The sequence below is a fragment of the Arhodomonas sp. KWT2 genome, assembly GCF_041949875.1.
In the GTDB taxonomy this organism is placed as follows: Bacteria; Pseudomonadota; Gammaproteobacteria; order Nitrococcales; family Nitrococcaceae; genus Arhodomonas; species Arhodomonas aquaeolei.
Genome location: NZ_JBHFPQ010000049.1, coordinates 181,466 through 204,707, shown reverse-complemented (window position 1 = coordinate 204,707; position 23,242 = coordinate 181,466). Strand labels below are relative to the sequence as shown.

Below are 23,242 nucleotides of genomic sequence, written 5' to 3'. Positions count from 1 at the left end.
GCCCGGCGTCCGGTTGGATCACCCGGGGGCACCGGCCCCCGGCTTCGTGCGGCCCGCGGGCCGCTCACTCGGCGTCGCGGTTGGCGACGGCCTCCTTCGCGGTCTCCACGAGGTCCTCGCCGATCCGCGGCGCCCAGGTCTCGTAGACGCTGGCGGTGGCCTTGCGGAAGGCCTCGCGCTGGGCGTCGGTCAGCTCGGTGAGCTCGATACCCTGCTCCCGCAGCGCGGCAAGACGCTCCTCCACGCTGGCCCGGGAACGCTCGATCTCCCACTGCCCGGCGTCGATGGCCGCCTCGCGGATGATCCGGCGGTCCTTCTCGGGCAGGCTCTCCCAGGTGCCACGGCTCGCGGCGAAGATCAACGGATCCGCCATGTAATGCCAGCGGGTGAGATACTCCTGTCCCACCTCCCACATCTTCGCGATCTGGATCACCGACAGCGGGTTCTCCTGACCGTCGACCGCGCCGGTGGCCAGCGCCGGCTTGGCGTCCGCCCAGCTCATCTGGGTCGGGTTCGCACCCAGGGCCTCGAAGGTGTCCTGGAACAGCGGCGAGCCCACGACGCGGATCTTCATCCCCTCCAGGTCGTCCGGATGGGTCACGGGCCGCACGGAATTGGTGAGCTCGCGGAAACCGTTCTCGCCCCAGGCCAGTGGCACGACGCCCTGACGCTCGATGGCCTCGAAGATGCGCTCCCCCACCTCGCCCTGGGTCAGCGCGTCGATGGCGGCATAATCCGGCATCAGGAACGGCAGGGAGAAGACGTTGAGCTCGCTGACCTGGGGCGACCAGTTGATGGTGGAACCGACCGCGAAGTCGATCAGCCCGCTGCGCAGGGCCGCGAACTCCTTGGTCTGGTTCCCCGAGACGAGCTGCGCCCCCGGATAGACCTTGAGATTGATACGCCCGTCACTGCGCTCCTCGACGAGCTTCACCCAGCGCTCGGCGGCCTCGCCCCAGGGGAACGGGGTGGGCAGGACGGTCGAAACGGTATACTCGGACTTGTAGTCCGCGGCACCCGCACTGCCCCCGGCGAGCAACAGGCCCGCCAGACAGGCGACGATGATCGGCGCTTTCAAACGCATGCTCTCCCCCCATGAAATGCGATAGTGGATACGGGCGGCACCCCGGATTGTCCCCCGGCATTGCCGACCGCGCCCGTGCCAATATGTCCACCACGTCGTGAAAATGCAATCCACGGCCGCAACGGCCAACCGCAATCAAGGAGACGAGATGCCCGATACCCGACGACCCGGCCCGCCCGCACGCGAGCCGCAGATCCGCACCATCGCCATGCCCGCCGACACCAACCCCTCCGGGGACATATTCGGCGGCTGGCTGATGTCGCAGATGGACCTGGCTGCCTCCAGCGTGGCGACCCGCGCCGCGCGCGGCCGTGTCGCCACCGCGGCGGTGGATGCCATGAGCCTGATCGCCCCCGTGCACGTGGGTGACGAGGTCAGCCTCTACGCGGAGCTGCTGCGCACCGGGCGCACCTCGCTGACCATCGCCGTGGAGGCGTGGCGGCGGGACCGTTTCTCCGAATCGGCGACGCAGGTGACCGAGGCCACCTTCACCTTCGTTGCCATCGACGAGGATCGCCGCCCCCGGCCGCTGCCGCAGCCGGTGGGCGACGGCCTGCCGCCGGCACCGGGGTGTTGCGGGCCGGGGGCCGGGCGGGGGGGGGCCGCGGGGCGGGGGGGCGCGCCCCGCCCCCGGCCACGCCCGTGACCGGCCCCGGGGCCAGGCCGGGGCTCAGCCGCGGGCCTTGCGCTCGCGGCGGCGGGCGTGGAGTACCGGCTCGGTGTAGCCGTTGGGCTGCTCGCGACCCTTGAACACCAGGTCGCAGGCGGCCTTGAACGCCACCCCGTCATAGCCCGGTGCCATGGGCTCGTAGTTGGGATCGCCCGCGTTCTGGCGGTCCACCACCTCGGCCATGCGCTTCATGGTGGCCATCACCTGCTCCTCGGTGACGACGCCGTGGTAGAGCCAGTTCGCCATGTGCTGGCTGGAGATGCGCAGGGTCGCCCGGTCTTCCATGAGGGCAACGTCATGGATGTTCGGGACCTTCGAGCAGCCGATGCCCTGATCGATCCAGCGGACCACGTAACCGAGCACGCCCTGGGCGTTGTTGTCGAGCTCCTGCTGGATCTCCTCCGCGCTCCAGTCCGCGTTCTCCGCCACCGGGATGGTGAGCAGGTCGTCCAGCCCGGCCCGGCGCTGGCCGGCGAGCTCGCCCTGGCGGGCCATCACGTCCACCTGGTGGTAATGGATGGCGTGCAGGGTCGCGGCCGTGGGCGACGGCACCCAGGCACAGTTGGCGCCGGCGCGGGGATGGCCGATCTTCGCCTCCATCATGTCCGCCATCAGGTCCGGCATCGCCCACATGCCCTTGCCGATCTGGGCGTGGCCGCGCAGGCCGCAGGCGAGACCCACGTCCACGTTCCAGTCCTCATAGGCATTGAGCCAGCGCGAGGACTTCATCTCGCCCTTGCGGATCATCGGACCGGCTTCCATGTCCGTGTGGATCTCGTCGCCGGTGCGGTCGAGGAAACCGGTGTTGATGAAGATGAGGCGCTCGCGGGCCTCGCGGATGCAGGCCTTGAGGTTGAGCGTGGTGCGTCGCTCCTCGTCCATGACGCCGATCTTGAGGGTGTTGCGCGCCAGCCCCAGCGCATCCTCGACGCGGTTGAACAGCTCGCAGGCGAAGGCGACCTCTTCCGGGCCGTGCATCTTGGGCTTGACGATGTAGACGCTGCCGGCGCGGGAGTTGCGCACCGAGCCGTTGCCCTTGAGGTCGTGCACCGCGATCAGGGCGGTGAACAGGGCATCCAGCATGCCCTCGGGGATCTCCTCGCCACTGGCGTCGAGCACCGCGGGCGTGGTCATGAGGTGGCCGACGTTGCGCACCAGCATCAGGCTGCGCCCCTGCAGGGTGAGCTCGCCGCCGTCCGGCCGCTGGTAGCGGCGGTCCGGGTTGAGCCGGCGCGTGACCTGGCGGCCGCCCTTGTCGAAGACGTGCTCGAGCGTGCCCTTCATCAGGCCCAGCCAGTTACGGTAGACGTTGGTCTTGTCCTCGCCGTCCACCGCGGCGACGGAGTCCTCGCAGTCCTGGATGGTGCTGACCGCCGCCTCCATGAGCACGTCCTTGACGCCGGCGGGATGGTCGCGGCCGACGGGGTGCTCGGGGTCGATCTGGATCTCGGCGTGCAGGCCGTTGTTGGCCAGCAGGACGCCGGTCAGGGGCTGGCCGCCGGTATAGCCGGCGAACTGGGCCGGATCCCGCAGGCCCGTCTCGCTGCCATCGCCGAGGGTGACGACGAGCTCGGCGCCGTCCGGGCTCAGGCCGAAGCCGGCGACGTCTGCGTGGCTGCCACGCGCGAGCGGCGCGATCTCGTCGAGATAGGCCGAAGCGTGGCTCATCACCTTCCTGCCACGCACCGGGTTGTAGCTGCTCCCCTTCTCGGCGCCATCGTCCTCGGGGATGATATCGCTGCCGTAGAGCGCGTCGTAGAGGCTGCCCCAGCGGGCGTTCGCGGCGTTGAGGGCGTAGCGCGGGTTGCTCACCGGGACCACGAGCTGCGGGCCGGCGACCTCGGCGATCTCCGGGTCGACGTTTTCCGTGCTGACCTGGAAGTCCCCGCCCTCGGGCATGAGGTAGCCGATCTCCTCGAGGAAGGCCCGGTACGCCGCGGCGTCGAAGGCGCCGTTGTGCTCCCGGTGCCAGGCGTCGATCCGCGCCTGGATCTCGTCGCGGCGGGCAAGCAGCTCCCGGTTGCGCGGCCCCAGGTCGGCGACGATGTCCGCCAGGGCCCGCCAGACCGACGCGGCGTCGACCCCGGTGCCCGGCACGATCTCGTTTTCCAGCAGCTCGTGGAGGGGGCGGGCGACCTTCAGGCCCGCCGCTTCGATACGTTCGCTCATCGACTGTCTCTCCCGTGATGGTCAGGGCGTTGTGACGGGGGACGGCACAAGCCCACGACCGACCCCGTCGCCGCCCTCAGTCTACCGCCGCTGACGGGCACCGGCAATTTTATGGAAAGCGTTTCCACGATAGCTCCGACGCGCGGTCGGCGGAGCGGCGGCCGCGGCCGGCCGTTTCGACCCGGACGGCCCGCCCGGCTATAATGCCCGCTTCGGCCCGGCCGCCGAGCCATGGACGGCCCGGGCCCGATGCGCCATGCACTCGATCAGCGGGACGGTCCATATGAGCGGCAAGCACTTCCATACCATCGTCATCGGCAGCGGCCCCGGCGGCGAGGGCGCGGCGATGAAACTCGCCAAGGCGGACAAGCGCGTGGCGGTGGTCGAGCGCCACAGCGAGGTCGGCGGCGGCTGCACCCACTGGGGCACCATCCCCTCCAAGGCGCTGCGCCACAACGTCCGCCGGATGATGGAGTTCAACAACAGCCCGCTCTTCCGCGAGGTCAGCGAGCCGCGACACTTCTCCTTCCCCACGGTGATGCGCACCGCCGAGCGGGTCATCGACCAGCAGGTGGGGCTGCGCACGAGCTTCTACAGCCGTAACGAGGTGCCGGTGTTCCGCGGCACGGCGCGTTTCGCCGACGAGCACACCCTGGAGGTCGAGGGCGCCAACAACCGGATCACACGCCTCACCGCCGATCACTTCATCCTCGCCACCGGCTCGCGCCCGTACAATCCGGCGGACGTGGACTTCACCCACCCGCGGGTATTCGACAGCGATCAGATCCTCTCCCTGGACCATACGCCGCATACCATCACCATCTACGGTGCCGGCGTGGTGGGCAGCGAGTACGCCTCGATCTTCCGCGGTCTCGGCGTGAAGGTGGATCTCATCAACACCCGCGAGCGCATGCTCGCCTTCCTCGACGACGAGATCTCCGACGCCCTCTCCTACCACCTCCGCGAGCTCGGCGTGCTCATCCGTCACCGCGAGGAGTATGCCCGGGTCGTCCCGGGGGACGATCACGTCATCCTGGAGACCCAGTCGGGCAAGCGCATCAAGAGCGACATCCTGCTCTGGGCGAACGGGCGCACGGGTAACACCGATCGCATGGGCCTGGAGGCCCTCGGGGTCCAGCCCAACGGCCGTGGCCAGGTGGAGGTCAACGAGGATTTCCAGACCGAGCAGCCGCATATCTATGCCGTCGGCGACGTGATCGGCTACCCGAGCCTCGCCAGCGCCGCCTACGACCAGGGCCGCTACGTCGCCCATCACATCATCTTCGGCGAGTGCGATTACCGCCTCGCCCAGGACACCCCCACCGGGATCTACACCATCCCGGAGATCAGCTCCGTGGGCCGCAGCGAGCGCGAGCTCACCGAGGCGAAGATCCCCTACGAGGTCGGTCACGCCTTCTTCAAGGACCTCGCCCGGGCGCAGATCTCCGGACAGACGGTCGGCATGCTCAAGATCCTCTTCCACGTGGAGACACTGGAGATCCTCGGCATCCACTGCTTCGGCGACCAGGCCTCCGAGATCGTGCACATCGGCCAGGCGATCATGGCCCAGCCCGGCGAGGCGAACACGCTGATGTATTTCATCAACACCACGTTCAACTACCCGACGATGGCCGAGGCGTACCGCGTGGCGGCGCTCAACGGCATCAACCGGGTGCCCTGAAACCGTGGCGGCGACTAACGGCAGCGCTACCGGCGGCGAGGATCACCGCATCCCGGTGGTCTTCTATTTCGACTACATCTGCCCGTTCTGCTACGTGGGCGCCCATCGCCTGCAGCGGATCACGCAGCGCTACCCGGTGGCGGTGGAGTACCGCTTCGTCGAGATCCACCCGGACAGCCCCGCCGGCGGGCGGCCGGTCTCCGAGCTCGGCTATCCACCGGAACAGTGGCGGCGGATGAACGAGGCGCTCACGGCGATGCTCGAGGCGGACGGCCTGCTCATGGCCGAGCGTACCTTCACCACCAACTCCCGCCAGGCCCTGCTGCTGGCACGCACAGTGCTTCAACGCCGGCCCGGGCGTTTTCTGGCACTGCACAACGCCCTCTTCCATGCCTACTTCGTCGACGGCCGCAACATCGGCGAGACGGCCGTGCTCGAATCGATAGCGGCGGATCATGACGTCGGCGACTGCCTGATGCCGGTGGACGACCGCCAGGCCCTTGCGGGCCTGCTGGAGGACGTGGAGGCGGCCCGCAGCACCGGACTCACCGGCGTGCCCACCCTGATCGTCGGCGACCGGGCCTTCCCCGGCGCCGTGTCCATGGACACACTGGCCGCGGCCATGGAAGAACACACCCGCGGCGGGGCCCCGGGGGAGACCCACTGATGGCCCGCCTCAAGCTGCCGCTGCCGGAACGCTTCGCCTTCTGCCACGAGCTGGACGTGCGTGTCACGGACCTGAACTTCGGCGGCCACATGGGCAACGAAATGGTCCTGGTCTACGCCCAGGAGGCCCGCGCGGCGCTGCTGCGCCATCACGGCTACTCCGAGAGCGACATCGAAGGGCTGGGGATCATCGTCGCCGACGCCGTGGTCGTCTTCCGTGCCGAGGCCTTCGCCAACGACCCGCTGCGCATCCACGTCGCGCTGGATGACTTCAACCGCTACGGCTGCGATATCCTCTACCGCCTGGAGCACGCCGGGGACGGCCATGAGATCGCGCGGGCGAAGACGGGGATCGTGTTCTTCGACTACGGCGAGCGGCGCATCGCCCGCGCACCGCAGGCGTTCGTCGAGCGCTTCGCCCCCGCCGGGGAGTGAGCCGGTCGGGCAGCGCGGCGGGATCAGCCGCCGAGCATGCCCGATTTGACGTCCTCGTCCGCCGGGTGGGCACCGACGAAGATCGCCAGCCATGCCCGCGCGAGGGCACGGCCCGGTACGGTCCCGGTGACCTTGCCGTTGTACACCACCCGCGTGCCCTGCCCCGGCAGGTAATCGATGGCGATCTCATCCCCGGCCTCGGCGTCGCCGAACAGCTCGTTGAACGCCTCGATCCGCTCCGCCAGGGCCTTGCGGCGGTCCTCTGAGAGGTTGTCCTCGAAACCGTCGTTCCAGGCCTCCACCAGCTTCTCCCGGGAGACGTGATCGTAGACCAGGTGCAACACCACCCGCCGGGGACCGTCCAGCGAGAGCACGTCGTCCGCCCTGCCGGTGGTCTCGGGCAGGTAGAGCCCGCCGACATAGATGTCGAAGAAGAACTTCTCGCGCAGGCCGAGGCCATTGAGGGAGAGGCTCTCCCCGTCCACCTCCATGCGCTCCGGCATGTGCACGCCGGCGAGCTCCGCGGCCGTCGCCGGCCCCGCCAGCAGAACGCCCGCGAGCACCAGTGCCGCGGCACGGCACCCTCTGATCGTGGTAGTCAGCATCGCTCGAACACCCCCGCTGCGCCCATGCCGGTGCCCACGCACATGGTGACCATGCCGTAGCGCAATCCCTGCCGGCGCAGCCCGTGCAGCAGGGTGGCGGTTCGGACGGCACCGGTGGCACCCAGGGGGTGCCCCAGGGCAATGGCGCCGCCCAGCGGATTGACCCGGGCCGGATCCAGCTCCAGCTCGCGCATCACCGCCAGGCTCTGCGCGGCGAACGCCTCGTTGAGCTCGATCCAGCCGAGATCGTCCCGGCCGATGCCCGCGGCGCGCAGGGCCGCCGGGATCGCCTCGACCGGACCGATGCCCATGATCTCCGGGGGCACACCCACCACGCGGTAGCCCGCGAAACGGGCCATCGGGGTAATGCCCAGCTCGCGTACCCGGCGGCCGCTCATCACCACCACCGCCCCGGCACCGTCACTGGTCTGGGAGCTGTTGCCCGCGGTCACCGAGCCCCGCGCGGCGAACACCGGGCGCAGCTTCGCGAGCCGGGCCGCGTCGGTGTCACGCCGCGGGCCTTCGTCCGTCGCCACCGCGCGCTCGCTGATGCGCACGCTCGCCCCTTCCGCCGCCGGGGCGTAGCTGCGCGCGGTCACCGGCAGGATCTCGTCGGCGAAGGCGCCGCCGTCGATGGCCGTGACCGCCCTGCGATGACTCTCGAGTGCGAAGGCGTCCTGGTCTTCCCGGCTGACGCCGTAGCGCTCCGCGACCCGTTCAGCGGTCAGGCCCATCCCGTACGCGATGCCCACGTCCTCGTCGCGTTCGAAGATCGTCGGGTTCAGCGACGGCCGGTGACCCATCCAGGGGATGGCGCTCATGCTCTCCGTGCCGGCGGCGAGAATGCAGTCCGCCTCGCCGCTGCGGATGCGCCCGGCGGCCTGGGCGATGCTCTCGAGCCCGGAGGCACAGAAGCGGTTGACCGTCACCCCGGGCACGCTCTTCGGCAGCCCCGCGAGCAGCGCGGCGATCCGCGCGACGTTGAGTCCCTGGCTCCCTTCGGGCATGGCGCAGCCGGCGATGACGTCCTCGATGCCCTCCGGCGCCAGCTCCGGCACCGCATCCACGGCCCCGCGGAGCACATGGGCCAGGAGGTCGTCCGGGCGCGTGCCGCTGAGCGCGCCCCGGGGCGCCCGCCCCACCGGGGTACGCACCGCGGCGACGATATAGGCGTCCTGCATTTCACTCATTGACGGTTCCCCTCCCCGTGCCGCCGTCGCCGGCGACGTCCAGGCGGTTGTCGGTTCGTTCAGTTGCGCAGCGGCTTGCCGGTGCGGAGCATGTGCGCGATCCGCGCCTGGGTGGCCTCGCTCCTGAGCAGCGTCATGAAGCCGTCCACCTCCAGCTCCAGCAGCCACGACTCGTCGACGCTCGAGCCGGTATCCACCTCGCCGCCGGTGAGCGCCCGTGCTGCGAGGTGGGCGACCCGGGCGTCGTGTCCGGAGATGAAGCCGCCGTCACGGAGGTTCACGATCATGGCCTCCAGCGTCGCCAGCCCATCGCGCCCGGCGACCCGAACCGGCGGCACCAGCGGCAGGCGGTAGGCGCCGGCGGCGAGTGCCCGGGCGTGCTGTATGGCGACATGAAGCACCTCGTCCTCATGAGGCACGACGGTGGTGTGCGCCGGCAGGAACCCGTAGTCCACGGCCTCGACGGCACTCGCCGCCACTTCCGCACGTGCCACGGTCTCGAAGCGCCGCTGGATCGCCGGAAAGGGATCGCCGTCCACCGCCGTGGCCGCCGCGTGGCGCGCCAGCGCCCGGCAGCCGCCCCCCGCGGGGATCAGGCCGACGCCCGCCTCGACCAGTCCGACGTAGCTCTCCAGCGCGGCGACCACGTGGTCGCAGTGCATGAGGAACTCGCAGCCACCCCCGAGGGCCATGCCCCGGGCGCCCGCGACCACCGGTATCGAGGCATCGCGCACCCGGGCGGTGGCCTGCTGGAAGCGCCGGACCATCCGCTCCAGGGTGTCGAAGTCGCCGGCCTCCAGCGCCCCGCTCACCTCCTTGAGGTTGGCGCCGACGGAGAACGGGGCCGAGGGCTGCCACAGCACGAGGGCGTCGTAACGTCCCTCCGCGGCCTCGACGGCCTCCATCACGCCGTCGAGCACGTCCCGGCCCACCGCGTGCTTCGGGCCGCGGAAGCTGAGCACGCCGACGTCACCCTCGAGATGCCACAGCCGCACCCCCGGATGATCCAGCACGGTCTCGCCCCGGGGCGGATGCGGCCCGCCCAGCAGCGCCGGCGGGAAATACTGGCGGCGGTAGACCGCCAGGCCGGAGGGCGGGCGGTAATCGCCGGCCCCGGGCGACCAGGCCCCGGCCGGCGTGTGCGCGGCCTCGATGGCGAACACCCAGTCCGGCAGGGGAACGTCCGCCAGGGTCCGGCCCGCCTCGCGGTCGGCGTCGATGGCCTCCGCCGTCTCCTGCCAGCCGGCGGCCTGCCAGGTCTCGAACGGCCCCTGCTGCCAGGCGAACCCCCAGCGGATGGCGAGGTCCACATCGCGGGCATTGTCGGCGATGGCGCCCAGCAGGTGGGCGGCGTAATGGAAGGTGTCGCGGTGGATCGCCCACAGGAACTCGGCCTGAGGGTGTTCCGAGGCGCGCAGCGCACGTAGCCGCGCCGCCGGGTCGCTCTCGGCGAGGATCTCGCTCACCGCCGGGTCGATCTCCCCCGAAGCCGTGCGATAGTCACCCTGCACCGAATCCACGACCTCGATGCCCTCGCGGCCCTTGCGGTAGACGCCCGCGCCGGCCTTGCGCCCGAGGGCCCCCGCCTCGATGAGCCGTACCATCCAGTCGGGCAGGCGGAGGTAATCCACCCACGGGTCATCCTGCAGCCGTGGCACATTGCCCTCGACCACGTGCCGCAGGGTGTCCAGGCCCACGAGGTCGGCGGTGCGGAAGGTCGCGCTCCTGGGCCGGCCGATCGCCGGACCGGTCAGCGCGTCCACCACGTCCGGCGCTAACCCCAGGCGCTCGGCATGGGCCATGGCCGCGACCACCGCAAACACGCCGATCCGGTTGCCGACGAAGTTCGGGGTGTCACGCCCGCGGATCACGCCCTTGCCGAGGGCCGTGGTCAGGAATGCCTCCAGGCCGTCCACCACCGCCGGCTCGGTCCGTGCCGTGGGGATGAGCTCCACGAGGTGCATGTAGCGCGGCGGATTGAAGAAATGGATGCCGCAGAAACGCCCGTGCAGCGCCTCCGGCAGGGCCTCGGCCAGCGCCTCCACGGACAGTCCCGAGGTGTTGCTGCCGACCACCGCCCCCGCCGGCAGATGCGGGGCAACGCGGCGGAACAGGTCCAGCTTGACGTCCAGCCGCTCTGCCACCGCCTCGATGACGAGGTCGCAGTCCGCGAGCGCGACCAGGTCGTCCTCGTAGTTCGCGGGCCGGATGCGCTCGGCGTACGCCGGACTCGCCAGCGGGGCCGGCTGCAGGTTCCCGAGCCGGCGGATGGCCTCGCGCGCCCCGGAGCGCCGGTCGTCGCCATCGCCGGCGAGCTCGAAGAGCACCGTCGGGATGCCGGCGTTGGCCAGGTGGGCCGCGATCTGCGCGCCCATGACCCCGGCGCCGAGCACCGCCGCCCGCCGCACCGAAATCGCCTCGCTCATCTGTTCTCTCCTCTGCTCGTTTCGGTCAGGCCACGTCCCGGCCGTGTCCGGCACGCGCCTCCAGCACGCTGCGCGGCGTCAGCGCCTCCGCCGGGAACGCGTCGGTGCGCACGGTATCGGCGCGGGCACGCTCGTAGTCGCTCACCAGCGCCGCCGTATCCGTATCCAGCACGCCCGCCTCCACGGCGTTGGCGATCTGCTCGTCGAAGGTGTGCCCGCCCACCTCACCGCGGGCGACCGCCTTGCGGAAGCGCACGTAGTGCGGCTCCGCCTCCTGCAGCAGCCCGAAGGTGTGTTCCACGCGGCCGACGGCGTCGTTCGGACCGCCGATATAGACCAGGTTGGTGATCCGGTCGCGAACCCCGCCGGGCGCCATCATGCGCTCGGCCACGGCCCGCCCGAGGGCGTCCGCGGGGGCGCGGTACGGCCGCCCGAGCGGGAACACCACCCAGCGCAGGACCCGCGCGATGCCCCGGTTCGGGAAGTTGGCCAGGAACTCGTCGAACGCCCGGGTCATCTCCGCGAGGGCGTGGTCCACCGCCCAGCACACGTGGTCCAGCTCGTCCGGATCGCTGCCGCCGTCACGGTGGAACTTGAGCACGGCGGAGGCGAGGTAGAGCTGGCTCAGCACGTCGCCGAGGCGCGCGGACAGGCTCTCGCGGCGCTTGAGCTCGCCGCCGAGCACGCCCATCGCGACATCCGAGACGAATGCCAGCGCCGAGCTCATCCGGGTGAGCGCGCGGTAGCGGCCGGCGAGCGGCCCGCCCTCCGGCGCCCGCGCCAGGCGTGCCCCGGTAAGCCCGAGCAGCAGCGCGCGCGTGCCGCGGCTCAGGGAATAGCCGATGTGCCCAAACAGCGCCCGGTCAAAGGACGTCAGGTCGTCGTTCTGGGCGGCGGTCATCTCCTCGAGGACATAAGGATGGCAGCGGATCGCACCCTGGCCGAAGATCATCATGCTTCGGGTGAGGATGTTCGCGCCCTCGACGGTGATCGCCACCGGTGTCGCCTGGTAGGCATAGCCGAGGTAGTTGCGCGGCCCGTAGATGATGCCGCGGCCGCCGTGGATATCCATCGCGTCGTCGATGATCCGGCGCATCCACTCGGTCATGTGGTACTTGGCGATGGCGGAGACCACCGACGGCTTGACCCCCATATCGCCAGCGCTGGCGGTGAGCCGCCGCGCCGCCTCCAGGGTGTAGGTGCCGCCGCCGATACGCGCCATGGCCTCCTGCACGCCCTCGAACTGGCCCACGGAGAGGTTGAACTGGCGGCGGATGCGCGCGTACGCGCCGGTGGTGCGGTACGCCATCTGGCTGGCGGAGGCGCCCAGCGCCGGCAGCGAGATCGCCCTTCCCACCGACAGGCACTCCACGAGCATTCGCCAACCGGCGCCGGCCATTTCGCGGCCGCCGATGATCCACTCCAGCGGGATGAACACGTCCTCGCCCTCGACCGGACCGTTCATGAACGCGAGCCCCATGGGGAAATGACGGTCGCCGATACGCACACCGGGGTGACCGGCCGGCACGAGCGCACAGGTGATGCCCACGTCCTCCTCGTCGCCGACGAGGTGCTCCGGGTCGTAAAGGCGGAAGGCCAGCCCCACGACCGTGGCCACCGGGGCGAGCGTGATATAGCGCTTACTGAAGCTCACGCGCACGCCGAGGACCTCCTCGCCCTCGTGCTCGCCGCGGCAGACGATGCCGTAGTCCGGCATGCCGCCCGCGTCGGAGCCGACGTCCGGGCCCGTGAGCGCGAAGCACGGGATCTCCCGGCCATCCGCGAGCCGCGGCAGCCAGTACGACTTCTGGTCGTCGGTGCCGTACTTCATCAGCAGCTCACCGGGCCCCAGGGAGTTGGGGACCATGACGGTCACCGCCGCGGAGAGGCTGCGGCTGGCAATGCGGGAGACGATGGTGGACTGCGCCAGCGAGGAGAACGCGAGGCCGCCGTAGGCCTCGGGGATGATCATCCCGAAGAAGCCCTCGTCGCGGATATAGCGCCAGGCGGCCTCGGGGAGATCGTGCTCGCGACGGACGATGTCGTCCTCGTCGAGCATGCCGCACAGCGTCGCCACGGGGCCGTCCAGGAAGGCCTGCTCCGCGTCGGTCAGCGAGGTCACCTGCATACCGTGGAGGCGCCGCCAGTCCGGGTTGCCGCGGAAGAGATCCGTTTCCCACCAGGTGTCACCCGCCTCCAGGGCCTCCTGCTCGGTCCGGCTCATGCCGGGCAACACCCGCTGAAAGACGGGGAAAAGGTGGCGCGTGATCACGCGCCGGCGCAGAGAGGGGCTGTTGAGCACCACCGCCGGCACCGCACCGAGCACGGCGAGCACGATGGCGGCGATAACGCCGATCCCGCCGGTGATCCAAAGGCCGGCCAGGTAGAGCGCCGCCACGGCGGTCGCGCCACGCAGGCCAATACCGCGATAGCAGACGACGAGGATGGCCGCGACCGCGGCCAGGATGGCGATCAGGGCGTACATGAGACACTCCTCCCGGCCCCGGCGGGGCCCGCATTCCTTGTTCGGACGCGCGCGGGCGCAGCCGGCTCAGCGCCGGACCAGCGCGCGCTCGTAGCCGGGGATCAGCGCCTCCCCGACCAGATGCATGTACTCATGGAAGCGCTCGCCCTCCGGGATGGCCTCGGGGGCATCCCGGCGCAGCTGAAGCATGCCGAGGAACATCGAATACGCCATCGCCGCGCGCGCGGCCGCCGTCTCGGCGTCCGCACCCATCGCGGCATAGCACTCGCGCAGGAAGGCGAGCCGGTGCGCCATCACCCGGCGGACCACCTCGGTGATCAGCGGGCTGTCGGTGGCGTTGGCCAGCGCAAGATAGAGCCGGCCCGCCCGGCGGCTGCCGTCCGCCTCGCGGAACAGCCGTGCCAGGCGCTTGCGCGGATCGGTCTCTTCGGCGGCGCGGGCGAGGACCTCATCGGTCTCGCGGCGCTCCCACAGGGCCAGGGCCGCCTGGAGCAGCATCCGCCGGCTGGAGAAATGCCAGTAGAAACTGCCCTTGGTCACGCCCAGGCGCCGCGCCAGCGGCTCCACGGCCACCGCACGCACACCGTCCTCGGCCAGCGCGTCGAGCGCGGCCTCGGCCCAGTCGTCTGCGGTCAGTGTCTGCCTGATCGTGCTCATGAGGCGAACCCTAGTCCGTACGCTGCCGTATGGCAAGCATTGGCGACATTACTCCATACGCTAGCGTATGGCAACCGCCGCACCCGCTTCCCGCCCGGGAATCACTGTCGGTCAGCACAATCGTAGGGTGCGTTCGGACGGAGGCGTCGCACCCGCCCGACGTAAACAGATCTCATCACCCGGTGCGGACGATTCCGCCGGGGGACTGCAACGGCCCCGGGACGCCGGGCGGCGGCGCCCGGCGTCCCGGGGCAGAGGCTGCGAAAGGAACGCGATATAACGCCGGGGGTTACTCTCCCGCCTCCCGCGGGATGTGCGTACGCCGGCGACGGTTACGGAAGCTCACCTTCACCTCCTTGTTCCCCGTCTGGCGGTAGGCCGGGCCGGCGGGTTCAGGGGACTCCGGCGCGGGCGCCGGGGTCGGCGTGAGGCTGCGCGCAGTGGCGCCTTCTTCGGAGACGGTGTCGTCGCGCCCGGACGGACGGGGACGGCTGCGCCCGACACGGGGCGGCCAGCGCCGGAACCGCTTTTTGTTGCTCTCGTCGTGAGGCATTATCGAGGTCCTTGGGGATGGGTTGTCGAATAAGGGCTGGGGGCGTTTAACACGACTTTCAAGCGCCTCCCCTATCATGGCGCGAGTGGGCGTATACGCCCGCGGCAAACCCAGACACATCAACGACGACGGAGTAGAGTGCCCTCCATGGACACGCCCGATCTCAGGAGCCCCGAGCTGTACTTCAACCGCCAGCTCAGCCTGCTGGAGTTCAACCGCCGGGTCCTTGAGCAGTCCCGCGATACCACCAATCCGCTGCTGGAACGGGTCAAGTTCCTCTGTATCGCCAGCAGCAACCTCGACGAGTTCTTCGAGATCCGGGTCGCGGGCCTGAAACAGGCCATGGAGATGGGCGCCTCCCAGTCCGGCCCGGACAACCGGACGGCGCAGGAGGTGCTGCGCGAGATCGGCGTACGCACCCACGAGATCGTCGCCGAGCAGTACCGCGTGCTCAACGACGAGCTCATCCCCGCCCTCGACAACGCGGGGATCCGCTTCCTGCGCCGCTCGGAGTGGAGCCGCGAGCAGGCGGCCTGGGTGAAGGACTACTTCTACCATTCGCTGCTCCCGATCCTCAGCCCCCTCGGGCTCGATCCGGCACACCCGTTCCCGCAGGTGCTCAACAAGAGCCTGAATTTCATCGTGGCCCTGGACGGCAAGGACGCTTTCGGGCGCAACAGCGGGCTTGCCGTGGTCCAGGCACCGCGGGCACTGCCGCGCATCATCCAGCTCCCGCCGGAGCTCTCCGAGGACGGCGGCTGGGACTTCGTATTCCTCTCCTCGATCATCCACGCCCACGTCAACGACCTGTTCCCCGGGATGGACGCGCGCGGCTGCTACCAGTTCCGGGTGACGCGCAACAGCGACCTGTTCGTCGACGAGGAGGAAGTGGACGACCTGCTCCGGGCAATGGAGGGCGAGCTGCCCTCGCGCCGCTATGGCGACGCCGTGCGCCTGGAGGTGGCGGCCAACTGTCCGGCACACATGTCGGACTACCTGCTCGAGGAGTTCGAGCTGACGCGGGACGACCTCTACCAGGTCAACGGACCGGTGAACCTCAACCGCCTGCTCGCGGTCTACGACCTCATCGACCGTCCGGAGCTCAAGTACGCCTCATTCACCCCGGGGCTGCCGGCCCAGCTCGCCCACGCCAGCGACCTGTTCAAGGTCCTCCGCGACCGCGACGTGCTCCTCCACCACCCCTACGAGTCCTTCGCGCCGGTGGTGGAGTTCATCCGCCAGGCGGCATCGGACCCGGAGGTGCTCGCCATCAAGCAGACCCTCTACCGCACGGGCCCGGACTCGGTGATCGTGGATCACCTGGTCGCCGCCGCCCGCGCGGGCAAGGAGGTGACCGTGGTGGTGGAGCTGCGCGCGCGCTTCGACGAGGAAGCGAACATCAAGCTCGCCAACCGCCTCCAGGAGGCCGGCGCGCACGTCGTCTACGGCGTGGTCGGACACAAGACCCACGCCAAGATGATCCTGGTCGTGCGCCGCGAGGGCGGCCAGCTGCGCCACTACATGCACCTGGGAACCGGCAACTACCACTCGCGCACGGCGCGGCTGTACACGGACTACGGGCTGTTCACCGCCGACCCGGTGATGGGTGAGGACGTCCACCGGGTGTTCCTGCAGCTCACCAGCCTGGGCAAGGTGAGCACGCTTTCGAAGCTGCTGGAGTCGCCGTTCACGCTGCACGAGAGCATGCTCGCCAAGATCGAGCGCGAGGCGGCCCATGCCCGCGCCGGACGGCCGGGCCGGATCATCGTCAAGGTGAATTCACTGGTGGAGTCACGCACCATCCAGGCCCTGTACGCGGCGGCCATGGAGGGCGTGGAGATCGACCTGATCGTGCGCGGGATGTGCTCGCTGCGCCCCGGGGTGCCAGGCGTGTCCACCAACATCCGCGTGCGCTCGGTGATCGGCCGCTTCCTGGAGCACACCCGGGTGTTCTACTTCGCCAACGGTGACGCCCCCGAACTCTACTGCAGCAGCGCCGACTGGATGGAGCGCAACTTCTTCCGCCGGGTGGAGACCTGCTTCCCCATCGTCGACCCGGACCTGCGTCAGCGCATTCTCGAGGAGCTGCAGTGCTACCTCGAGGACAACTACCAGGCCTGGGAGCTGCAGCCCGACGGCCAGTACCACCGCTGCACGCCGGCCGAAGGCGAGGCGCCCTACGCCGCGCAGCTCGAGCTGCTGCGCCGCTACAGCGAGGGCGGCTGAGCGGGCATCGCGGCCACCCTGCCCTGCCATGAGGCGGTTCCGCCTGGACCGGACCGCCGCCGCGGTCCCCGTGGCGGCGGTCCCGGCGGCTCAGCCCCCGACAACCAGCTCCACCCCGGCGGAGGCCAGGTAATCCTGCTCCGCCGCCAGGTCGGCGGCGGCCAGCGGGTAATCGTCCAGCCAGCCCTCAGGGAAGGTCAGGCGCAGACGGTCGGCGCCCTCCGCCGCGAGGCGGACGGCCGGCAGCGCCGCCGCGCCCCGCCCGCGGTGCAGGAGCACCGCCAGGCGCAGGAGCACCGCCAGGCCCCGGGCCCGCCGCGCGCGCTCGCCGTGGAGGTCACGGAAGGCGGACGCCGCGAACTTGCGCCGGTGCACCCTTACCAGGGCGGCGAGCTTGACCTGCTCCTCCCGGGAGAAGCCGGGCATGTCGCTGTAATGCAGGATGTAGGCGCCGTGCTTGTGGTATTGGCTGTGGGAGATGTCCAGGCCGACCTCGTGCAGCCAGGCCGCCCAGGCAAGCATGCGCGCCGCGGCGGCGTCCTCCAGCGCCCATTCGGCCGCCACATCGGACAGCAGCGCCGTGGCGGTACGCTCCACCCGCCGGGCGTGGGCCACGTCCACGTGATAGCGCGCCGCCAGCGCCTCCACTGTCGCCTCGCGCACGTCCTGGTGGCGGATACGCCCGACCAGATCGTAGAGTACGCCCTCGCGCAAGGCACCGTCGGCGGCCTCCATGCCCTCGATCCCCAGGGCCTCGAACACGGCCCCCAGCACCGCGACGCCGCCGGGCAGCACCTGGGCCCGGCGCTGGCTGACGCCCTTGAAATCGATATCGTCCAGGCTGCCGGCCTTGCACAGCGCCTTGGTCAGACGCTGCAGGCCGGCGAAGGTCACGGTGCCGTCGGTCCAGCCCTGCTCGCGCAACGCGCCGGCGATCGCGCGGATGGTGCCGGAGGCGCCGACAGCGCGGTCCCAGCCCCGGGCGAGGAAATGCCCCTGCACCGGCTCCAGCTCCATGAGCGCGGCCATCCGCGCCTCCTCCATGGCACGCCGGGTGATCCGCCCGTCCGGGAAGAACCGCTGCGTGAAGCTCACGCAGCCCATGTGCAGGCTCTCCATGTAGCCCGGTACCAGCCGCTCACCCAGTACCAGCTCGGTGCTACCGCCGCCGATATCCACGACCAGCCGGCGCTCGCCGCCCTCGGCCAGGCTGTGGGCCACGCCGAGATAGATCAGCCGGGCCTCCTCGAAGCCCGAGATCACCTCGATTTCGTGGCCGAGCAGCGCCTCCGCCTCCTCGACGAAGGCCGTCGCCGCCCGGGCGCTACGCAGGGTGTTGGTCCCCACGATCCGTACGGCCTCCGGCGGCAATGGCTGGAGCCGTTGACCAAAACGGGCCAGACAGGCAAGCGCGCGTTCGCGTGCGGCCGTGTCCAGCCCCTTCTCCGCGGTGAGTCCGGCGGCGAGGCGAACGGGTTCACGCAGGCGGTCGAGCACCGTCAGGTGGCCGTCATGCACACGCGCGACCACGAGGTGGAAGCTGTTGGAGCCGAGGTCCACCGCGGCGACCTCGCGCCGCTCGCCGTTATCCGCCATCACGTCTCGCCCAACTGCCGGGCGAGACGCGGCGGCAGCAGCCAGCGCAGCCCACCGCGCCCGGGCGTTGGTACCCCCGGGAAACGCACCAGGGCACTCCCCGCCTTCTTGAGCGGGATCGCCGGCCCCGTCCGGCCCCCGAGTGCCGAGCCCAGCCACTCGCCGAGATCGGGCTCGTGGCCGACGATGGCGACACCGTCCTCGCCCTGGGCAAGCATCTCGTAGACCGCCGCCTCGCCCGCGCCCGGCGCCAGGGCCCGCGTCTCGACCAGGCGTGCCTTAGGGAACACCACCGCGAGGAGCTCCGCAGTCTCCACCGCGCGGCGCAGTGGGCTGTGCAGTATCCGCGCCGGGGGATCGGCGACGCGGGCAAGCCCGGCGGCGACCTCCCGCATCCGGCGGATACCCCGCTCGGTAAGCGCGCGCCGTTCGTCCGTAACGCCGAGCCGTGCCGCCTCGTCGCGGTCCTCGGCGATGGCGTGGCGGAGCACCAGGACTTCTCGCATGGATCACGCCCTCATCGGTTGAGTGCCTGCATCGCGGCCTCGAGGCCGTCCGGGGTGAGCGGATACATCCGCTCGCCGATGACCTCGCGGATCATGGTATTGGACTGGGTCGCATCCCAGAACCGGGACGGCTCCGGGTTCAGCCACACGAGATGCGGGAAGGTATCCACGATCCGCCGCAGCCAGGTCTCGCCGGATTCCTCGTTCCAGTGTTCGACACCAGCCCCGGGGAGCTTTACCTCGTAGGGGCTCATGGCGGCGTCGCCAACGATGATCACGCGGTAGTCGGGATCGAAGGTGTGCAGCACCTCGTGGGTGGGCACCGCGTCCGCGTGCCGACGGGTGGCGTCGCGCCAGAGCGTCTCGTAGGGGCAGTTGTGGAAGTAGTAGTAGGTCAGGTGCTTGAACTCGCTGCGTGCCGCCGAGAACAGTGCCTCGCAGATCGCGACGTGGTCGTCCATGGACCCGCCGATATCGAAGAACACCAGCACCCGCGCAGCGTTGTGGCGTTCGGGCACCATTCGCAGGTCGAGCTGGCCGCCGCGGCGCGCGGTGGCGTGGATAGTGTCGTCCAGGTCCAGCTCCTCGCCGGCGCCCTCGCGGGCGAAACGGCGCAGGCGCCGCAGCGCGAGCTTGAGGTTACGCGACTCCAGGGCCTGGTCGCCGTCCAGGTTGCGGAAGGTGCGCTGGTCCCAGACCTTCACCGCGCGGCGGTGACGGGAGCGGTCCTGGCCGATGCGCACGCCCTCCGGGTTGTAGCCCCAGGCGCCGTAGGGCGAGCGGCCCGCGGTGCCGATCCACTTGTTGCCTCCCTGGTGACGCTCGCTCTGCTCCGCGAGGCGCTCGCGCAGGGTGCGCATGAGCTCGTCCCAGCCCATGCCCTCCAGCTCGGCCTTCTCCGCTTCGCTCAGGCTCAGCTCCGCCTGGCGCCGCAGCCACTCCTCGGGAATGTCGGCGCCCAGCGCCGAGGCGATGTCCTCGACGCCGCTGAACCACGCGGAGAAGACCTGATCGAAGCGGTCGAAACGCGTCTCGTCCTTGACCAGGCACGCCCGTGCCAGGAAGTAGAAGTCCTCGACGCTGCCCGGCGTGACCCGGGCCTGCAGCGCCTCGAGCAGGGTGAGGAACTCGGTGACACTCACCCGCAGCCCCGCCTCGCGCAGCGCCTGCAGGAACGAGATCAGCATGATGCCCCTCCGGCTCAGCCCTGCCGGCGACGGCGGGCCATGAACATCAGCCGCTCGAACAGCTGGGTGTCCTGCTCGTTCTTCAGCAGCGCCCCGTACAGCGGCGGCAGGGTCTTCTCCTGGTTGCTCTCGCGCAGCACCGAGGCATCCACGTCCTCGGCCATCAGCAGCTTGAGCCAGTCCAGCAGCTCCGAGGTCGAGGGCCGCTTCTTCACGCCGGGCATCTCGCGCAGGCCGAAGAACAGCTCCAGGGCCTCGCGCACCAGGCCGCCCTTGAGGCCCGGGAAGTGCACCTGGACGATGCGCTCCATGGTCTCCCGGTCGGGGAAGCTGATGTAGTGGAAAAAGCACCGGCGCAGGAAGGCGTCCGGCAGCTCCTTCTCGTTGTTGCTGGTGATGATGATCACCGGGCGGTGACGGGCGGTCACCGTCTGCTGCGTCTCGTAGACGTGGAACTCCATGCGGTCGAGCTCACGCAGCAGGTCATTGGGGAACTCGATGTCCGCCTTGTCGATCTCGTCGATGAGCAGCACCGGCGGCCGCTCCGACTCGAAGGCGCGCCAGACCGGGCCCGGGACGATGTAGTTGGCGATGTCGTGGACCCGCTCGTCACCGAGCTGGGAGTCGCGCAGGCGCGAGACCGCGTCGTACTCGTAGAGCCCCTGCTGGGCCTTGGACGTCGACTTGATGTGCCACTCGTAGTACGGCATTCCCAGCGCCGTCGCCACCTCCTCGGCGAGCAGCGTCTTGCCGGTACCCGGCTCGCCCTTGATCAGCAGCGGGCGCTTGAGCGTGGCGGCGGCGTTGACCGCCATGGTGAGGTCGCCGGTGGCGACGTAGCGTTCGGAACCCTCGAAGCGCATCGGTGCGTTCCCCCTCTGGGGCGCCGCGCCCGGCGGGCGCCGGCGCATGGTGACGGTCGGGCGTGCCCGGAGCGGCGTCAGTAGCCGTCCTCGTCCCGGGGCACGCAGAGGAAGTGCTCGCGGTAATAACGCAGCTCGGCGATGGAATCGCGGATGTCATCCATGGCCAGGTGCGAACTGCGCTTGCTGAATCCGTTCAGGATCTCCGGCGTCCACCGCCGCGCGAGCTCCTTGAGTGTGCTCACGTCCAGGTTGCGGTAGTGGAAGTAGGTCTCGAGCTCCGGCATGCAGCGGTGCAGGAAGCGCCGGTCCTGGCAGATGCTGTTGCCGCACATCGGCGAGACGCCGGCGGGCACCCACTGGCGCAGGAACGCCAGGGTCTCCGCCTCCGCTTCGGCCTCGTCCACCGAGCTCTGGCGCACCCGGTCGGTCAGCCCGGAGCTGCCGTGCTGGCGGGTGTTCCACTCGTCCATGGCGTTGAGGACCTCATCGCTCTGGTGGATCGCGAGCACCGGGCCCTCGGCGAGGATGTTCAGGGTCCGGTCGGTGACGATCGTGGCGATCTCGATGATGTGGTCCCGGTCGGTGTCCAGACCGGTCATCTCCAGATCGATCCAGATGAGGTTGTCCGGGGAGTGCGGCATGCCTGATTCCCGTGGTCCGCGCGAATTGTGCCGCATTCTATCAGAGGCTATCCTGCGGTGCCGGCCGCGGGGCGACGGTTGCTGGAGGCGATGAGCGGAAACACAACAGCGCGCGTGGTCGTGAGCTACGGCCGGGAGGTCATCGTCGAGACCGGCGACGGTGAGCTGCTCGCCTGCCTGATGCGCCGCCGCACCAACGCCCGCCCCGTGTGCGGCGACCGCGTGCGCGTCGCGCACACCGACGGCGGTGGCGTGATCGAGGCGGTCGTGCCCCGGGAGAGCGTTATCGAACGCGGCGATTTCCGCGGCCGTCCGCGGCCGCTCGTGGCCAATGTCGACCGCCTCGTGATCGTGCTCGCCGATCCCCCCGGCCTCGAGCGCCTGCTCCTCGACCGCTATCTCGTGCTCGCCGCCCATGCGGACGTCGCGCCCCTGCTGGTGGTGAACAAGGCCGACGCCCTGGACGACGCGGCGCGCGGCCGGGTCGAGGCGACGCTCGCCTTCTACCGTGATGAGCTCGGGCTGACACCGCTGTACGTCAGCGCGCGCTCCGGCGAGGGGCTGGAGGCATTGCGCACCGCCCTAGCCGGCCACACCGCGATACTCGTAGGGCACTCGGGGGTGGGCAAGTCCTCGCTCATCAACGCCCTGCTCCCAGAGCTCGCGCTGCGCATCGGGGCGCTCTCCGCGGCGAGCGGACAGGGCCGCCACACCACCACCGCGACCACCCTCTTTCCGCTGCCGGACGGCGGCGCGATCATCGATTCCCCGGGGGTGCGCACCCTGCGTCTGGACCACGTGCCCGCGGCGACGGTGCTCACCGCGTTTCCGGAGGTGGCACGGCATGCCGGGCGCTGCCGCTTCAACGACTGCCGTCATGCCGGCGAGCCCGGCTGTGCGGTGGCCGCCGCGCGGGAGCGCGGCGAGATCGCACCGGAACGGCTCGAAACCCTGGCAGTGCTGCTCGCGGAGGCCGGGGACGGCTGAGGCCGGCGGTCAGTCGTAGCGTCGCCGTCCCGCGAAGGCGTGGGAGAGCGTACCCGCGTCAACGTACTCCAGCTCGCCGCCCAGCGGCACACCGTGGGCGATGCGGCTGACGTTCACGCCGTGACCGTGGGCCATCTCCGCGAGGTAGTGGGCGGTGGCCTCGCCCTCGACGGTGGGATTGGTCGCGAGGATGATCTCGCGCACGCCGCCGTCGGCGAAGCGGCCTTCGAGCACGTCCAGGCCCAGCTCCTCGGGGCCGATGCCGTCCAGCGGCGAGAGCTGGCCCTTGAGCACGAAGTACAGGCCGCCGTAGTCGGTGGCCTCCTCCAGCGCATAGACATCCGCCGGGTTCTCGACGATACAGAGCACGCCGTGGTCGCGGCGGGTGCTGGCGCACAGGGCGCACACCCGCTCCTCGGTGAGAATGCGGCAGTGCTCGCACTCGCCCACGCGGTCCGCCGCCGCGGTGACGGCGGCCGCGATCCGGCGGGCGGCATCACGGTCACGCTGGAGCAGGTGCAGCGCCATGCGCTGCGCCGAACGGGGACCGACCCCGGGCAGCTCGCGCAGCGCGTCCATGAGCTCCGAGACGAGGGGCGAGAAGCTCATCGG

The 23,242-nt window shown here is 70.3% G+C and carries 20 protein-coding genes; 6 read left to right on the top strand and 14 right to left on the bottom strand.

All coding sequences use genetic code 11. The annotated features are described in order from the left end of the window. Nucleotides 1-64: 64 nt before the first annotated feature. Nucleotides 65-1,084, bottom strand: coding sequence for a DctP family TRAP transporter solute-binding subunit (locus ACEZHJ_RS13315; RefSeq protein WP_375036613.1), 1,020 nt, complete (start codon nucleotides 1,082-1,084; stop codon nucleotides 65-67). Between the two features lie 148 nt (nucleotides 1,085-1,232). On the opposite strand from ACEZHJ_RS13315, the gene ACEZHJ_RS13310 reads away from it, so the two are divergent. Then, a complete protein-coding gene (locus tag ACEZHJ_RS13310) occupies nucleotides 1,233-1,730 on the top strand; it encodes an acyl-CoA thioesterase (RefSeq protein ID WP_375036612.1) in 498 nt (165 codons plus the stop codon). A gap of 24 nt (nucleotides 1,731-1,754) precedes the next feature. Here the strand turns inward: ACEZHJ_RS13310 and ACEZHJ_RS13305 are convergent, their stop codons facing one another. Further along, the gene (locus tag ACEZHJ_RS13305) at nucleotides 1,755-3,923 is read right to left on the bottom strand and encodes a malate synthase G (RefSeq protein WP_375036611.1); all 2,169 of its coding nucleotides are present in this window, start codon (nucleotides 3,921-3,923) and stop codon (nucleotides 1,755-1,757) included. Between the two features lie 283 nt (nucleotides 3,924-4,206). Here ACEZHJ_RS13305 and sthA point away from each other — a divergent pair, with 283 nt between their 5' ends. The 3 genes from sthA to ACEZHJ_RS13290 are packed head-to-tail and all read left to right on the top strand — an operon-like array spanning nucleotide 4,207 to nucleotide 6,705. Further along, nucleotides 4,207-5,604 (top strand): Si-specific NAD(P)(+) transhydrogenase, encoded by a 1,398-nt coding sequence (sthA, locus tag ACEZHJ_RS13300; RefSeq protein WP_018718960.1) that lies wholly within the window; start codon nucleotides 4,207-4,209, stop codon nucleotides 5,602-5,604. Between the two features lie 4 nt (nucleotides 5,605-5,608). Continuing rightward, entirely contained in the window at nucleotides 5,609-6,271 is a 663-nt protein-coding gene (locus tag ACEZHJ_RS13295) for a DsbA family protein (protein ID WP_375036610.1), read from the top strand. Next, nucleotides 6,271-6,705 carry a thioesterase family protein gene (locus ACEZHJ_RS13290; RefSeq protein ID WP_163138788.1) on the top strand — a complete coding sequence of 145 codons (435 nt, stop codon included), beginning with the start codon at nucleotides 6,271-6,273 and terminating at the stop codon, nucleotides 6,703-6,705. The genes ACEZHJ_RS13295 and ACEZHJ_RS13290 overlap by 1 nt, the downstream gene beginning before the upstream one ends. Nucleotides 6,706-6,728: 23 nt before the next feature. On the opposite strand, the gene ACEZHJ_RS13285 is transcribed toward ACEZHJ_RS13290, so the two are convergent. From ACEZHJ_RS13285 to ACEZHJ_RS13260, 6 genes are all read right to left on the bottom strand, one after another. Beyond that, complete coding sequence (locus ACEZHJ_RS13285; RefSeq protein ID WP_018718963.1) at nucleotides 6,729-7,310, bottom strand: chalcone isomerase family protein; 582 nt, start codon at nucleotides 7,308-7,310, stop codon at nucleotides 6,729-6,731. Then, nucleotides 7,304-8,500 carry an acetyl-CoA C-acyltransferase gene (locus ACEZHJ_RS13280; protein WP_040409566.1) on the bottom strand — a complete coding sequence of 399 codons (1,197 nt, stop codon included), beginning with the start codon at nucleotides 8,498-8,500 and terminating at the stop codon, nucleotides 7,304-7,306. The genes ACEZHJ_RS13285 and ACEZHJ_RS13280 overlap by 7 nt, the downstream gene beginning before the upstream one ends. A 59-nt stretch (nucleotides 8,501-8,559) precedes the next feature. Then, a complete protein-coding gene (locus tag ACEZHJ_RS13275; protein WP_375036609.1) occupies nucleotides 8,560-10,926 on the bottom strand; it encodes a 3-hydroxyacyl-CoA dehydrogenase/enoyl-CoA hydratase family protein in 2,367 nt (788 codons plus the stop codon). Between the two features lie 25 nt (nucleotides 10,927-10,951). Continuing rightward, nucleotides 10,952-13,411, bottom strand: a complete 2,460-nt coding sequence (locus ACEZHJ_RS13270) for an acyl-CoA dehydrogenase (RefSeq protein ID WP_018718966.1) — start codon at nucleotides 13,409-13,411, stop codon at nucleotides 10,952-10,954. 66 nt (nucleotides 13,412-13,477) lie between these two features. Next, nucleotides 13,478-14,068: a TetR/AcrR family transcriptional regulator gene (locus ACEZHJ_RS13265; protein ID WP_163138787.1), complete on the bottom strand. Its 591-nt coding sequence runs from the start codon at nucleotides 14,066-14,068 to the stop codon at nucleotides 13,478-13,480. Between the two features lie 289 nt (nucleotides 14,069-14,357). Beyond that, the gene (locus ACEZHJ_RS13260) at nucleotides 14,358-14,621 is read right to left on the bottom strand and encodes a hypothetical protein (RefSeq protein WP_018718968.1); all 264 of its coding nucleotides are present in this window, start codon (nucleotides 14,619-14,621) and stop codon (nucleotides 14,358-14,360) included. A gap of 147 nt (nucleotides 14,622-14,768) precedes the next feature. Between ACEZHJ_RS13260 and ppk1 the strand changes: the two genes are divergently transcribed. Further along, nucleotides 14,769-16,847: a polyphosphate kinase 1 gene (ppk1, locus tag ACEZHJ_RS13255; protein ID WP_018718969.1), complete on the top strand. Its 2,079-nt coding sequence runs from the start codon at nucleotides 14,769-14,771 to the stop codon at nucleotides 16,845-16,847. 90 nt (nucleotides 16,848-16,937) lie between these two features. Here ppk1 and ppx read toward each other — a convergent pair whose 3' ends face one another. The 5 genes from ppx to orn all read right to left on the bottom strand — a co-directional run bounded on the left by ppx (nucleotide 16,938) and on the right by orn (nucleotide 21,643). Then, nucleotides 16,938-18,443 (bottom strand): exopolyphosphatase, encoded by a 1,506-nt coding sequence (ppx, locus tag ACEZHJ_RS13250; RefSeq protein WP_375036608.1) that lies wholly within the window; start codon nucleotides 18,441-18,443, stop codon nucleotides 16,938-16,940. Further along, nucleotides 18,443-18,949, bottom strand: coding sequence for a histidine phosphatase family protein (locus tag ACEZHJ_RS13245; protein WP_018718971.1), 507 nt, complete (start codon nucleotides 18,947-18,949; stop codon nucleotides 18,443-18,445). Before ACEZHJ_RS13245 ends, ppx begins: the two co-directional genes overlap by 1 nt. 11 nt (nucleotides 18,950-18,960) lie before the next feature. Further along, nucleotides 18,961-20,136, bottom strand: coding sequence for a VWA domain-containing protein (locus ACEZHJ_RS13240; protein WP_163138785.1), 1,176 nt, complete (start codon nucleotides 20,134-20,136; stop codon nucleotides 18,961-18,963). 14 nt (nucleotides 20,137-20,150) lie between these two features. Continuing rightward, the gene (locus tag ACEZHJ_RS13235; RefSeq protein WP_018718973.1) at nucleotides 20,151-20,999 is read right to left on the bottom strand and encodes a MoxR family ATPase; all 849 of its coding nucleotides are present in this window, start codon (nucleotides 20,997-20,999) and stop codon (nucleotides 20,151-20,153) included. A gap of 77 nt (nucleotides 21,000-21,076) precedes the next feature. Continuing rightward, nucleotides 21,077-21,643: an oligoribonuclease gene (orn, locus tag ACEZHJ_RS13230; protein ID WP_018718974.1), complete on the bottom strand. Its 567-nt coding sequence runs from the start codon at nucleotides 21,641-21,643 to the stop codon at nucleotides 21,077-21,079. A 90-nt stretch (nucleotides 21,644-21,733) separates the two neighbouring features. Between orn and rsgA the strand changes: the two genes are divergently transcribed. After that, nucleotides 21,734-22,630, top strand: coding sequence for a ribosome small subunit-dependent GTPase A (gene rsgA, locus ACEZHJ_RS13225; RefSeq protein WP_084594214.1), 897 nt, complete (start codon nucleotides 21,734-21,736; stop codon nucleotides 22,628-22,630). A gap of 9 nt (nucleotides 22,631-22,639) precedes the next feature. On the opposite strand, the gene recR is transcribed toward rsgA, so the two are convergent. After that, nucleotides 22,640-23,239, bottom strand: coding sequence for a recombination mediator RecR (recR, locus tag ACEZHJ_RS13220; protein ID WP_018718976.1), 600 nt, complete (start codon nucleotides 23,237-23,239; stop codon nucleotides 22,640-22,642). Between the last annotated feature and the right edge of the window lie 3 nt (nucleotides 23,240-23,242).

Excerpts from the sequence above, each read along its gene's own strand:
- ACEZHJ_RS13315 (WP_375036613.1), bottom strand. The coding sequence starts at position 1,084 with ATGCGTTTGAAAGCGCCGATCATCGTCGCCTGTCTGGCGGGCCTGTTG.
- ACEZHJ_RS13310 (WP_375036612.1), top strand. The coding sequence starts at position 1,233 with ATGCCCGATACCCGACGACCCGGCCCGCCCGCACGCGAGCCGCAGATC.
- ACEZHJ_RS13305 (WP_375036611.1), bottom strand. The coding sequence starts at position 3,923 with ATGAGCGAACGTATCGAAGCGGCGGGCCTGAAGGTCGCCCGCCCCCTC.
- sthA (WP_018718960.1), top strand. The coding sequence starts at position 4,207 with ATGAGCGGCAAGCACTTCCATACCATCGTCATCGGCAGCGGCCCCGGC.
- ACEZHJ_RS13290 (WP_163138788.1), top strand. The coding sequence starts at position 6,271 with ATGGCCCGCCTCAAGCTGCCGCTGCCGGAACGCTTCGCCTTCTGCCAC.
- ACEZHJ_RS13285 (WP_018718963.1), bottom strand. The coding sequence starts at position 7,310 with ATGCTGACTACCACGATCAGAGGGTGCCGTGCCGCGGCACTGGTGCTC.
- ACEZHJ_RS13280 (WP_040409566.1), bottom strand. The coding sequence starts at position 8,500 with ATGAGTGAAATGCAGGACGCCTATATCGTCGCCGCGGTGCGTACCCCG.
- ACEZHJ_RS13275 (WP_375036609.1), bottom strand. The coding sequence starts at position 10,926 with ATGAGCGAGGCGATTTCGGTGCGGCGGGCGGCGGTGCTCGGCGCCGGG.
- ACEZHJ_RS13270 (WP_018718966.1), bottom strand. The coding sequence starts at position 13,411 with ATGTACGCCCTGATCGCCATCCTGGCCGCGGTCGCGGCCATCCTCGTC.
- ACEZHJ_RS13265 (WP_163138787.1), bottom strand. The coding sequence starts at position 14,068 with ATGAGCACGATCAGGCAGACACTGACCGCAGACGACTGGGCCGAGGCC.
- ACEZHJ_RS13260 (WP_018718968.1), bottom strand. The coding sequence starts at position 14,621 with ATGCCTCACGACGAGAGCAACAAAAAGCGGTTCCGGCGCTGGCCGCCC.
- ppk1 (WP_018718969.1), top strand. The coding sequence starts at position 14,769 with ATGGACACGCCCGATCTCAGGAGCCCCGAGCTGTACTTCAACCGCCAG.
- ppx (WP_375036608.1), bottom strand. The coding sequence starts at position 18,443 with ATGGCGGATAACGGCGAGCGGCGCGAGGTCGCCGCGGTGGACCTCGGC.
- ACEZHJ_RS13245 (WP_018718971.1), bottom strand. The coding sequence starts at position 18,949 with ATGCGAGAAGTCCTGGTGCTCCGCCACGCCATCGCCGAGGACCGCGAC.
- ACEZHJ_RS13240 (WP_163138785.1), bottom strand. The coding sequence starts at position 20,136 with ATGCTGATCTCGTTCCTGCAGGCGCTGCGCGAGGCGGGGCTGCGGGTG.
- ACEZHJ_RS13235 (WP_018718973.1), bottom strand. The coding sequence starts at position 20,999 with ATGCGCTTCGAGGGTTCCGAACGCTACGTCGCCACCGGCGACCTCACC.
- orn (WP_018718974.1), bottom strand. The coding sequence starts at position 21,643 with ATGCCGCACTCCCCGGACAACCTCATCTGGATCGATCTGGAGATGACC.
- rsgA (WP_084594214.1), top strand. The coding sequence starts at position 21,734 with ATGAGCGGAAACACAACAGCGCGCGTGGTCGTGAGCTACGGCCGGGAG.
- recR (WP_018718976.1), bottom strand. The coding sequence starts at position 23,239 with ATGAGCTTCTCGCCCCTCGTCTCGGAGCTCATGGACGCGCTGCGCGAG.